Source organism: Bacillus sp. JJ1127, from assembly GCF_036965845.1.
Taxonomy (GTDB): Bacteria; Bacillota; Bacilli; order Bacillales; family Bacillaceae_G; genus Bacillus_A.
The window spans coordinates 30700-43177 of sequence record NZ_JBALQK010000226.1; the positions used below are offsets into that span (position 1 = coordinate 30700).

The 12478-nt window shown below is 36.9% G+C and carries 11 protein-coding genes, 1 pseudogene and 2 riboswitches; of the genes and pseudogenes, 9 read left to right on the plus strand and 3 right to left on the minus strand.

Annotated features, from left to right (window positions below):
• Positions 1-256: 256 nt before the first annotated feature.
• Both metC and V7183_RS20315 read right to left on the minus strand, forming a co-directional pair.
• Entirely contained in the window at positions 257-1420 is a 1164-nt protein-coding gene (metC, locus tag V7183_RS20310; protein WP_335360637.1) for a cystathionine beta-lyase, read from the minus strand.
• Positions 1417-2529 carry a methionine biosynthesis PLP-dependent protein gene (locus V7183_RS20315; protein WP_335360638.1) on the minus strand — a complete coding sequence of 371 codons (1113 nt, stop codon included), beginning with the start codon at positions 2527-2529 and terminating at the stop codon, positions 1417-1419. The genes metC and V7183_RS20315 overlap by 4 nt, the downstream gene beginning before the upstream one ends.
• Positions 2530-2627: 98 nt before the next feature.
• Positions 2628-2741, minus strand: a riboswitch (SAM riboswitch).
• 199 nt (positions 2742-2940) lie between these two features.
• Positions 2941-3051, plus strand: a riboswitch (SAM riboswitch).
• A gap of 71 nt (positions 3052-3122) precedes the next feature.
• Between V7183_RS20315 and V7183_RS20320 the strand changes: the two genes are divergently transcribed.
• From V7183_RS20320 to V7183_RS20350, 7 genes and pseudogenes are all read left to right on the plus strand, one after another.
• The gene (locus V7183_RS20320) at positions 3123-4958 is read left to right on the plus strand and encodes a bifunctional homocysteine S-methyltransferase/methylenetetrahydrofolate reductase (RefSeq protein WP_335360639.1); all 1836 of its coding nucleotides are present in this window, start codon (positions 3123-3125) and stop codon (positions 4956-4958) included.
• Positions 4955-8356: a methionine synthase gene (gene metH, locus V7183_RS20325; RefSeq protein WP_335360640.1), complete on the plus strand. Its 3402-nt coding sequence runs from the start codon at positions 4955-4957 to the stop codon at positions 8354-8356. The genes V7183_RS20320 and metH overlap by 4 nt, the downstream gene beginning before the upstream one ends.
• An 18-nt stretch (positions 8357-8374) precedes the next feature.
• Positions 8375-9433 (plus strand): undecaprenyldiphospho-muramoylpentapeptide beta-N-acetylglucosaminyltransferase, encoded by a 1059-nt coding sequence (locus V7183_RS20330; protein WP_335360641.1) that lies wholly within the window; start codon positions 8375-8377, stop codon positions 9431-9433.
• Positions 9434-9513: 80 nt separating this feature from the next.
• The gene (locus tag V7183_RS20335) at positions 9514-9792 is read left to right on the plus strand and encodes a DUF3966 domain-containing protein (protein ID WP_097897061.1); all 279 of its coding nucleotides are present in this window, start codon (positions 9514-9516) and stop codon (positions 9790-9792) included.
• Positions 9793-9888: 96 nt separating this feature from the next.
• Positions 9889-9969, plus strand: a pseudogene (locus tag V7183_RS20340) (group-specific protein); the annotation flags it as partial.
• 37 nt (positions 9970-10006) lie between these two features.
• Positions 10007-10588 (plus strand): hypothetical protein, encoded by a 582-nt coding sequence (locus tag V7183_RS20345; protein WP_335360642.1) that lies wholly within the window; start codon positions 10007-10009, stop codon positions 10586-10588.
• Between the two features lie 2 nt (positions 10589-10590).
• A complete protein-coding gene (locus tag V7183_RS20350) occupies positions 10591-11082 on the plus strand; it encodes a hypothetical protein (protein WP_097896895.1) in 492 nt (163 codons plus the stop codon).
• Between the two features lie 37 nt (positions 11083-11119).
• On the opposite strand, the gene V7183_RS20355 is transcribed toward V7183_RS20350, so the two are convergent.
• The gene (locus V7183_RS20355; RefSeq protein ID WP_097896894.1) at positions 11120-11431 is read right to left on the minus strand and encodes a hypothetical protein; all 312 of its coding nucleotides are present in this window, start codon (positions 11429-11431) and stop codon (positions 11120-11122) included.
• A 251-nt stretch (positions 11432-11682) separates the two neighbouring features.
• On the opposite strand from V7183_RS20355, the gene V7183_RS20360 reads away from it, so the two are divergent.
• Positions 11683-11898 carry a DUF3912 family protein gene (locus tag V7183_RS20360; protein ID WP_141523178.1) on the plus strand — a complete coding sequence of 72 codons (216 nt, stop codon included), beginning with the start codon at positions 11683-11685 and terminating at the stop codon, positions 11896-11898.
• Positions 11899-12076: 178 nt separating this feature from the next.
• Positions 12077-12397 (plus strand): hypothetical protein, encoded by a 321-nt coding sequence (locus tag V7183_RS20365; RefSeq protein ID WP_097896892.1) that lies wholly within the window; start codon positions 12077-12079, stop codon positions 12395-12397.
• Positions 12398-12478 lie beyond the last annotated feature (81 nt).

Genomic DNA, 12478 nt, shown 5'->3' on the forward strand with positions numbered 1-12478 from the left:
TTAGAAATTGTAATACGTTGTAAAATTGGAAAGATACGGATATACTTATAACACAAGTTTATCATGATTTTTTTGTTCTTTCAAATTAATATACAAAATTTTGAAAACAATACTAAAAGGAATTTTGTACCCTTATATAGAATATGTATCAGCTTAGAAAGATGAGGCGTCTAAACATTGGAAGAGAAAAAGAACCTGAATTCAGGTTCTTTTTTGTATTGCATCTTCATGTTCAAATGTAGCAAAATCAAAATTCCTATGCATTCACAGGTTCCTCTACATAAGAAAGAGCATTTTCAAAGTCAGAAATTAAATCATTTATATTCTCGAGGCCGACCGATAAGCGAAGTAATGAATTAGAAATACCTCTTTCATCTCGCACTTCCTGAGACAATGCTGCATGGGACATCTTAGCAGGATAAGAGAGAATCGATTCAACGGCTCCTAGGCTAACAGCAAATACAGGGAGTTTTACTTTAGATAGAAATTGGTGCAGTGCATCTTCTGATTGTAGTGCGAAAGATAGAACAGCCCCAGCAGATTTTGCTTGTGATTGTTGTACGCCATAACCAGAATGTGATTCTAATCCAGGATAATATACATTTTGGATTTTTGAATGCTTTTGTAAATAATGAGCCATTTTATTTGCATTTGCTGCTGAGTATTCGAGACGTACGTGTAATGTTTTCATCCCGCGAAGTACGAGAGAACAATCTTGAGGTCCTAATATAGCACCAAAGGCATTTTGCAAGAAGCCAAGTTTTTGAGCAAGATCTTCATCTTTTACAACAGCTAACCCAGCTGTAACATCACTATGCCCAGCAATAAATTTTGTGGCACTATGAAGTACAACATCTGCTCCAAGCTCAAGGGGTTTTTGGAATAGAGGCGTTAAAAAAGTATTATCAACAAACGTAAGGGCCCCAGCAGACTTTGCTAATTTACAAACAGCACGAATATCAGTTACTTTTAATAGTGGATTGGATGGTGTTTCAACATAAAAGACTTTTGTGTTTGGTCTAATACTTCGCTTTACCTCTTCTATATTTGTCATGTCAACAAATGTATATGAAATACCGTAACGAGAGAGAACCTCTGTTACAATACGATAAGTTCCGCCGTATACATCTTCTGAGATGAGAACATGATCCCCTTGTGAGAGAAGGAGAAAGGAAGTAGAAATTGCCGCGATTCCAGAAGCAAAGGCAAATCCTTTTGTTCCACCTTCTAATAAAGCAATGATATCTTCAAGTGCTTCACGTGTTGGATTACCAGAGCGACTATAGTCGTATTTTCCAAAAGTATCTACATCAAATTGGTGAAATGTTGACGTATTATAGATGGGAACGTTAACAGACCCAGTTTGTGAATCATGTTTATATTGGTTATGAAGCAAGAGTGTATCTAAGGAATAGCTCATATTCTCACTCCTTCTTTTACATGTGTAATAGCTTGCTTTAAGTCTTGAATTAAATCATCACTATTTTCAATGCCAACGGAGAAGCGAAGGAGGCGATTACATACACCGCGTGCTGTTCGCACTTCTTCTGGAATATCAGCATGTGTTTGAGTGGCTGGATATGTCATCAGACTCTCAACACCGCCAAGGCTTTCAGCGAATGTAATTAGTGATAAAGATTGTAAGAAGGGATTTATCCATTTTTCATCACGAAGGCGAAATGAAACCATACCACCTTTTCCTGGATAAAATACATCAGTTACACCATCTTCGTCGTTTAAATAAGCAACAATTTTATTCGCATTTTCTTCATGCTGTTTCATGCGAAGGGCTAATGTTTTCATCCCGCGAATTAATAACCACGAATCAAATGGACTTAATACAGCACCAGAAGCATTATGATAGTGGGCAAGTTCTTCGCAGAGTGTTTGGCCTTTTGCGACGACAAGGCCGCTTAGTACATCATTATGACCACCTAAATATTTTGTTGCGCTGTGAAGGACAATGTCTGCGCCTTCTGTTAATGGCTGTTGTATATAGGGAGTATAGAAAGTATTATCAACAATTAGAAGTAATCCATGTCGTTTTGCGATGGCTGAGGTAGCCACAATATCGGTAACTTGCATTAATGGATTGGTAGGCGTTTCTATAAAAATAGCCTTTGTTTGAGAAGTGATGGCTTGTTCTATTTGGTTAATAGATTGTGCATCTACGTATCTACAGCGAATATCCCACTTTTCTTCATGCTCAGAAAATAAGCGATAAGTACCTCCATATAAGTCTTCTGATACGATAAGTTCATCACCAGAACGGAATAAGGAAAGGACGAGAAGAACCGCTGCCATTCCGGAACTACAGGCATACCCTTGTTCACCTTCTTCTAAATCAGCAATTGCGCGCTCTAAAAGATCACGTGTTGGATTTCCAGTTCTTGAGTAATCAAATCCGGTAGATTTTCCGATTCCTTCATGGCGATAGGCTGTTGAAAAATAAACAGGGGGATTAACCGTTCCAGTTGTCGTCTCACTTCGATTTCCAATTTGGGCTAGTTTTGTTTCAATTGTTGACATGTAACATTCCTCCTTTATGAAATAAAATACGAAGTTTAAAGTGGTATAAAAATAAAAAAGCCTTCTAAGAAGAAGGCTTTCATTCGAATATAGTCTTCTTCTTATCTGTCAAATTTTTTTACAATTTGCTGGAATTAGCACCTTATTAACGAATCGCGTTAATGGTTGCTGAGGCGTCGTCGGGCCAGTCCCTCTACCTCTCTGGATAAGAATATTTTGTATGAAATTTTATTATGTTTTTAACTGTACAACAAAAGATAATTGGATTGCAACTTTATTTTAAATGTTTTTTATTTTCTATCAAATCACGTTGACTTTTATTCTATCGGATGCTAAATTTATTAGAAAATTGATAAACATGTTAAAAGGTGAGCACATTTCCTTTTAATAAAATAAATAGTTAAAGACAAACTCTTATTACGAGCGGTGGAGGGAAAGGCCCTGTGAAACCCAGCAACCTTCAAATGAAATGTTTGAAACGGTGCTAATACCTGCGAAACGAACAGTTTTGCATGATAAGAGGAGGAACGATAATGTCCCCCCTCTTCAAGGTGAAGAGGGGTTTTTTATATTAATAGAAAAGAGGGAGAAAAGTGAAATTACTAGATCTATTATCAAAAGGTATCGTGATAGGTGATGGTGCAATTGGAACGTTATTACACTCACATGGTTTACAAAGTAGTTTTGAAGAATTGAACTTGTCTGATCCAGATTTAATTATATCGATTCATAAACAATATGTAGCTGCTGGTGCAGATGTTATTCAAACAAATACATATGGTGCAAATGAAGCAAAACTGCGTATGTATGGACTAGAAAATCAAGTTGTTCAAATTAATAAAGCAGCAGTAAAGCTTGCGAAAGCAGCTGTGACAGACAAGAATGCTATTTTAGGGACGATTGGTGGGATGAAGCATATCGGAGCCGTTACAACGACTGATATGGAACGAGAATTTATGCTACTTGAGCAGGCTGGAGCTTTATTAGAGGAAAAAGTTGATGGGCTATTATTAGAAACATTTTATGATGAATTCGAATTGTTTCATGCAGTAAAAGTGTTACGAAAACAAACGGATATTCCGATTATTGCACAACTAGCGCTTCATGAAGCAGGCACAACGCAAAATGGTAATGATGTAAATGAAATATTAACAGGGCTTTTAGATTACGGTGCAAATGTAGTCGGTTTAAACTGTCAATTAGGACCGCTTCATATGACGGAAGCTTTCAAAATGATATCGATTCCAAAGAATGGTTACTTGTCGGCTTATCCAAACGCAGGTCTTCCAAACTATGTAGAAGGACGTTATTTATACGAAGGAAGCCCTGCCTATTTTGAGGCGATGACACCGAAATTTATTGAACAAGGGATTCGGTTATTGGGCGGTTGTTGTGGTACAACGCCAGCACATATTAAAGGGATGAAACGTGCAATCACGAATGAAACACCCGTTACAGAGAAACAAATTTTTCAACGGCCGCAAGTCATTCATACACATGCGAAACGTTCACGCACTCATGTTACTCTTGCAGAGAAAGCAAAGAAGCAAACGACAGTTGTTGTTGAATTAGATCCCCCTAAAACATTGGATACACAGCGCTTTTTTGAAGGTGCTAGATTATTGAAAAGAGCAGGTGCTGATGCGATTACGTTAGCAGATAACTCGTTAGCGTCACCGCGTGTTTCGAACATGGCAATGGGGGCGTTATTAACGAAGCATGATATTCCAGTACTCATTCATTTAACATGCCGAGATCATAATGTGATTGGTTTGCAATCACATTTGCTTGGATTATCAGCATTAGGGATGGAAGAAGTGCTAGCTTTAACAGGTGACCCAGCCCGTGTTGGTGATTTTCCAGGGGCAACTTCGGTATATGACTTATCATCTATTGAGTTGATTAAAATGATTAAGGAAATGAATGATGGTCGAACCATTTTAGGAAAATCAATTGGTCCTGCGACGAGATTCTCTGTTGGGGGAGCCTTTAATCCACATGTGAGGCATTTAAAGGCAGCGGTAAAACGGATGGAGAGAAAAATTGCAGCTGGTGCAGAGTACTTCTTAACACAGCCAATTTATGATGTAGCCTTAATTAAAGAAGTGTACGAGGCAACGAAGCATCTGGAACACCCGATTTTTATTGGAATTATGCCTTTAGTAAGCAAGCGAAATGCAGATTTTCTTCATTTTGAGGTGCCAGGCATTACATTGTCGGACGAGGTAAGACAGAGAATGGATGGGCATGAAACCCAGGAGGCAGCAATTGAAGAGGGAATTCGCATTTCACAAGAATTAATTGATGCTACGATGAAATATTTTAACGGTATTTATCTCATCACACCATTTTTAAAATATGAAATTACAGAAAATCTTGTTAAGTATGTGAGAGAAAAGCAAGAAGTGAAAGAGGTAATAAACGAATGAAAACGATAGAAGAAAGATTACAACATAATATTTTAATATTAGATGGTGCGATGGGAACAATGATTCAGCAAGCAGATTTAACTGCTGAAGATTTTGGTGGTGAAGCATATGAAGGTTGTAATGAATACTTAGTAAAAACAAGACCAGATGTCATTTTAGACATTCATAAAGCTTACATTGAAGCGGGTGCGGATATTATAGAAACAAATACGTTTGGTGCTACAAATATCGTATTGCATGATTATGAATTGTCTCATTTAGATGAAGAGCTGAATGAAAGAGCAGCACTTTTAGCGAAACAAGCTGTAAGAGGATGTGGCAAAGAAGTATATGTAGCAGGCGCGATGGGACCAACGACAAAAGCAATTAGTGTAACTGGTGGGGTAACCTTTGAAGAGTTAATTGAGGCATATACTAGACAAGCAAGAGGATTATTACGGGGCGGTGTTGATGTATTGCTTGTTGAGACGAGTCAAGATATGCGGAACGTGAAAGCGGCATATTTAGGGATTCAACAAGCGTTTACAGAGGTGAATCAAACAGTGCCCCTTATGATTTCAGGAACGATAGAACCAATGGGAACAACTTTAGCTGGTCAAACAATCGAGGCGTTTTATTTATCAGTTGAGCATATGAAGCCATTATCTGTCGGATTAAACTGTGCGACAGGACCAGAATTTATGCGTGAGCATATTCGTTCTCTTTCTGATTTATCGGAGTGTTATATTTCTTGTTATCCAAATGCAGGTCTGCCAGATGAGGATGGACATTATCATGAATCACCAGCTTCCCTTGCTGAAAAGGTGAAGCGATTTGCTGAAGAAGGGTGGATGAATATAGTTGGTGGTTGCTGCGGGACAACACCAGATCATATAAGGGCGATAAAAGCGGCACTTAAATCGCTCAAACCACGCAAGAATCATGGGCGAGCAGGTCACGGGATTAGCGGTTTAGAAGCATTGCAATACGATGATTCTATGAGGCCGTTATTTGTTGGCGAAAGAACCAATGTGATTGGATCACGCAAGTTTAAACGGTTAGTAGCAGAAGGAAACTTTGAAGAAGCTGCTGAAGTTGCGAGGGCGCAGGTAAAGAAAAATGCTCATATTATTGACATTTGTATGGCGGATCCTGACCGTGATGAAGTAGAAGATATGGAAAACTTTTTAGCAGAGGTTACGAAAGTATTAAAGGTCCCAATTATGATTGATTCAACGGATGAAAATGTAATGGCAAAAGCTCTCACATATATACAAGGAAAAGGCGTCATTAACTCGATTAATTTAGAAAACGGGGAGGAGCGTTTTGAGAAAGTAACACCGCTCATCCGTAAATACGGTGCTGCTATTGTAGTAGGAACGATTGATGAAGAGGGCATGGCGGTTAGTGCCGAAAGAAAATTAGAAATTGCAAAACGAAGTTATAAATTGTTAACAAAGAAATATGGTATACGTCCATCGGATATTATTTTTGATGCGCTTGTTTTTCCAGTAGGAACTGGTGATGAAGAATATATCGGTTCAGCAGCAGCTACAATTGAAGGAATTCGTCTTATTAAAGAAGCTCTTCCAGAATGTTTAACAATCTTAGGTGTGAGTAATATATCGTTTGGTTTACCGCCAGCTGGTCGTGAAGTACTAAACTCGGTCTTTTTATATCATGCAACAAAAGCGGGACTTGATTATGCTATTGTAAACACTGAAAAATTAGAACGCTATGCGTCGATTCCAGAGGAAGAAAAGGAACTCGCAGACGCGCTATTATTTGAAACAATGAAAGAAACATTGGAAGAATTCACGAACTTTTACCGAAGTGCGAAGAAGAAAGAAGCTGTTGTACAAGAAATATTAACGCTTGATGAACGATTAGCAAATTATATTGTGGAGGGAACAAAGCAAGGGTTACAGGAAGATTTAAGTCTTGCGCTTATAGAAGGAAGAAAACCTCTTGATATTATTAATGGTCCGCTTATGGCTGGGATGGACGAGGTTGGCCGCTTATTTAATAATAATGAGCTGATTGTGGCTGAAGTATTACAAAGTGCAGAAAGTATGAAAGCTGCTGTGGCCTATTTAGAGCCGTATATGGAGTCTAGCGATAGTGCGAAAAAAGGGAAAGTATTGTTAGCGACTGTAAAAGGCGACGTACATGATATTGGTAAAAATCTTGTGGAAATTATTTTATCAAACAATGGCTATGAAATTGTGAATTTAGGAATTAATGTCCGCTCTGATCGTATTGTTCAAGAAGTACAAGAGACGAAACCCGATATTATTGGACTTTCTGGATTGTTAGTGAAATCAGCACAACAAATGGTAACAACTGCTGAAGATTTACAGGCGGCAAATATTGATATTCCCATTGTCGTGGGTGGCGCAGCACTCACAAGGAAATTTACAGATAATCGAATTTCTCCCTCTTATAAAGGTCTTGTTTTATATGCGAGCGATGCAATGACAGGACTCGATCTTATCAATCGATTACAAAAAGAAGAGGAACGAGAAAAAATGAAGCAGGACAAAATGGAGCGTCATCTTCATGTTGTGAAACAAGAGGAGAAAAAAGTAGCGGTAATACCAGCTGTAATTGAACCATTGGAGCCAGCGAAGATTATGGTACCTGACTCAACAAAGCGGGTCATACTGCGCGATATTCCGATTTCGCACCTTGCGCCGTTTTTAAATAGACAAATGTTAATCGGACATCATCTTGGCTTAAAAGGAAATGTGAAAAAACTGCTGAGGGAAGGGGACAAACGAGCGCATGAATTAAACAATTTAATTGATGAACTACTGCAAGAAGGACAATCTTGGCTACGACCAAAAGCGGTCTATCAATTTTTCCCTGCTCAAAGTGAAGGACAAAGTATTATCATTTATGATCCGGAAGATCATACGCGTATAATAGAGCGATTTTCGTTTCCAAGACAAGGGAAAGCTCCGTACCGTACATTAGGAGATTACTTAAGGCCGGCCGGAGATGAAATGGATTATGTGGCCTTTTTATCGGTTACAGTTGGGCAAGGTGTTCGTGATATTGCGGAGGAATGGAAGGAGAAAGGGGATTACTTACGTAGTCATGCCATTCAATCATTAGCGCTAGAACTAGCCGAAGGTCTTGCTGAAAAAACACATATGTTGATTCGCGATCGCTTTGGAATTCCAGATTCACCTGAGATGACGATGGAAGAACGATTCCGAACAAAATATCAAGGGATTCGCGTTTCTTTCGGTTATCCAGCTTGCCCGGAACTTGCTGATCAAGAGAAATTATTTCGTCTAATTCAGCCAGAGGAAATAGGGATTTCGCTAACAGAAGGATTTATGATGGAGCCGGAAGCATCTGTAACGGCAATGGTATTTGCTCACCCCGAGGCACGATATTTTAGTGTACTATAATGTAGAAGGGGGAGGAGTATGAAAAGAATAATTTTTACAGGCGGTGGTTCGGCTGGGCATGTGACACCCAATTTAGCAATTATTCCACATTTGCAAGAAAAGGGCTGGGATATTTCTTATATTGGTTCTCATCAAGGGATTGAAAAAACGATTATTGAGAACGAAGGAATTTCGTATTATGGTATAGCGAGCGGAAAGTTACGCCGTTATTTTGACTTAAAAAATATAAAAGATCCTTTTCTTGTTATGAAAGGTGTAATGGATGCATATGTGCAAATACGAAAATTAAAACCTGATGTTATTTTTTCAAAAGGTGGTTTTGTATCTGTACCGGTGGTAATTGGTGGATGGCTAAACCGTGTTCCAGTCTTGTTGCATGAATCGGATATGACACCAGGACTAGCGAATAAAATCGCACTCCGTTTTGCGTCGGAAATATTTGTTACGTTTGAAGAAGCTGCGCAGCACCTGCCAAAAGACAAGGTAGTGTATACAGGATCGCCTGTACGAGAAGAAGTGCTACGTGGAAATCGTGAAAAAGGGTTGCGTTTTCTTGGCTTTCATTCTCGAAAGCCGGTAATCACGGTTATGGGAGGAAGTCTAGGGGCAAAGAAGATCAATGAAACAGTACGAGAAGCATTGCCACAGCTCCTTAAAAATTATCAAGTTGTTCATCTATGTGGAAAAGGAAATCTAGATAAGAAGTTACAAACTGCAGAAGGATATAGGCAATTTGAATATGTGCACGGAGAATTACCAGATGTATTAGGGGCGACAGATTTTGTCATCTCACGCGCTGGATCCAATGCTATTTTCGAATTTTTAACATTGCAAAAGCCGATGATTTTAATTCCATTACCAAAAGCTTCAAGCCGAGGAGATCAAATTTTAAATGCACAATCGTTTGAAAGACAAGGGTATGCGTCGGTTTTATATGAAGAAGATATATCAGTGCCATCCCTTATGGAGCATATCGAAGAGCTAAATCATAATTGTGCGAAGTATAAAAAAGAATTAAAGAAATATAATGGTAAAGAAGCAGTACAGACCATTATGAAATATATTAAGGAGGCATGATTTCTAAAAAATCATGTCTTTTTTAGTAGAATGAAAGGTTCGAAGAATTGCTATATTTATGTTACAATAACAGAGATTTAATAGGGGAATTCCATTTCTTTGAGTGTAAAAATACGGATGGATTAGGAGTGACTGTGTTGGAGCTGAGTCTCTATGAAAATATAGCTCTTATTATATGTTTTGTTTTGTACGTTGGTAGTATTATTGTTTACATTTCAAGAAAATTTTCACAGGAACGAAACTTGCAAAAATCGGAAATAACGGCAGAGTTAGACATGTTAACCGATGAAAGTGATAAAAAACAAAAAATAAAAGAGGATCATCAAACGCCCCATCATTTAAACGCAAATAAGTTCTAAAGATGGGGATTTTTTTTTACAAGATCCTTGTTGATTATTATCTGTAACGCTAAAAGGAGTTTCCCTGCAGTCTTTATAAGTAAGGAGCTAATTCATATGAAGTTCTATATTGCATCAGGTTTTCAAAATAAACACCTTGTTCAATTTGTAGCGAGTAAACTGAAAGAAATAGGGTGGGTATGATTCTAAAATACTTCAAAACTGGGAACAATGGATGCTGTTGGAACAACCACTACCAGCTCTATGTGCGGATCGAATAGATTATACACTTCGCGATCTATATACATATGGAATGATTTCAAAACAAGAGGTTGTTACGTTTTTAGATCAATTAATGGTTCATGAACAATTTATTTGTTTAAGTTCTATTGAAGCTGCAGAATGGTTTACAGAGGTGTATTATAAAGAAACAATTGATTTCTTTCTACATCCATTAGGCTCATATAGTTATCATGTATTAACAAAAGTTTTGCAACTTTCGTTAGAAAAACATGTGATACATATTGAAGATTTCTTGTGTGATGATGAGACATTACTTCAAAAATTGAAATGTTGTCGTGACGAAGAGATAACGAGTGTATTGGCTACTTTACATCCAAATGTAATAGTAGAAGAGAATGATCAAGATTATGATATTTGTTATTTAGGTGGGAAGGAACGCTTAATTGATCCACCTGTCTATGTGAATGGTAAAATATATAAGGCGTCTAATTTATCTGGACATGTAAGGTTATGTAATCAAACAGCGAAAGAGAAAAGTAAGCAAAAGATATATTTAAAAATAAAGGAGTTATAAATATGAAATTAGAACAAGGATGGGAAACAAGTTTCTTAGAAGTTGTACAGAAAAGTGAATTCAAAAAGGGTGCTCTTCGCAGTCAGTTACTTTGTATGGACGGAGAAGAAGTAGAGGAGCTTGCAGACGATTACGGATATGACGAAATTGTAAATCGTGAACATGATGAGGAACTAGCAGAAATTTTAGGAGAAGAACTTTTTGCTGAAATGGAGCGCCACGTATTTTTATCTTCGCAACCTGAAGAAAAGCTCATTTCATTTGTAAATGGCTTAGGATTTCATATTTTAGATTGGATCGTTCTTCTTGAAACAGAATTCGGTATAGATAGTGCAGCATTTACATCGGATTCTGTAAAAATACTCGAAAAACGTTTTAGACAGTTCCCATATATAGAAGATAAGACAATTTTTGATATGACAATTGGAGAAGCAATGGATCTATTAGAGTCTGTGACGGGCTTACAACTGAAAGAGAAGATGAATATACAGTAGTGAAAATGAAAAGAACGTGAAATGATCACGTTCTTTTTTACATAATAATAATTTTGTCAGTTAATTTCTTTTGTCCTGTAAGAAGTGCATTCAAATACTCAACTTTTCGTATACAAGATTGAATGTGTTTTTCAACTTCTTGTAACTCTGCTTGATGGTGCGTTTCAATCGGATGAATTTGCACGTTAAACTTTTCAAATTGACTATTATATGTGATTTCTGCATAGCCGCTCATGATATCAGTTTGATTATGAAATAAGAATTGTTTTGTTTCTTCGCAGTATGTTACATCTTGAAATTCGTATGATTTTAATGCTTCGATTACTTTTGTAATAATTGTTATATCCATTTTTCTCCCTCTTTACGAAGTTATGCTTTTTCATTATAACATGAAATAAGTTCAAGAAAGCGTTTCCAAATGCATTTCCCTCTAATCTTTACGTATAATTTATCAAAATGAAACAAAGAAAAAATAATTGTAATAAAGGAAGGACTCTTTTACTGTTTCATCATATATATACAGAAATAGTGCCATGAAAGGAAACTTTCCGATGAGGAGGTAGTATTTCAAAGTTGAGCGCAGTAAAAGAGGTGAGAATCTTGAATTTTGATATTACAGGACAAAAAGCATATGTAAAAGATGGGCCATATCGAAATCGAATTGGAATTATAAAGAAAAAGGAAAAACAGTCAGGACCTAATTTTATTATTGTCATTGACGATCAAGCGATTGATGTAGAACTAAAAGATATCGTTCTAGTTGGAGTAGATGTAAGACAATTTCATGAATGGTGTGAGCAGAATGGTTATTTGTAAAAGGGACGGGCTGTGAGATAATAAAGAATATGCTTTAAAGAAAGATAAGAATGAGAGAATACGATATTGTATTCTCTTTTTGTATGTTAAAGGAGTAGTTAGAAGAATTTTTGCAGTTGCCGGATGAGGAGTTGTAATGAAAATAAAGATATGTACTTAATTTAGTCAGGTATAAAAGATGGCAGTAACGTTTTATGTAGCGAATAATCAAGATGAAATTTATCAGGAAAAGTATGGAGTTTATTTAGAAGATGAAGTGCATGAATGCCTTTGGAAACAAGCGCAAGGGACTCGATATGATTTAAACATATTAATTGATTTGGATCCGTATAGAGATAAACAATTTAATGTGCTTAAGTTGAAACGGTTGAAAAGAGTCTCAGAATTATTAATTAGAGATTATGATGAGTCAGAGGTTATAGAGTTTGCTGAAGGGCTATATGGTTTATGTGTAGAAGCTTTAAATACCAATCGTTTAGCATTTGCTTTAGGTGATTAATGTTATATGTAAATAAAAATGCCCTTCAATAATTTTTAAGAGGGCATTTTTGTAGATTATTAACTTTACAATGTAAAATGT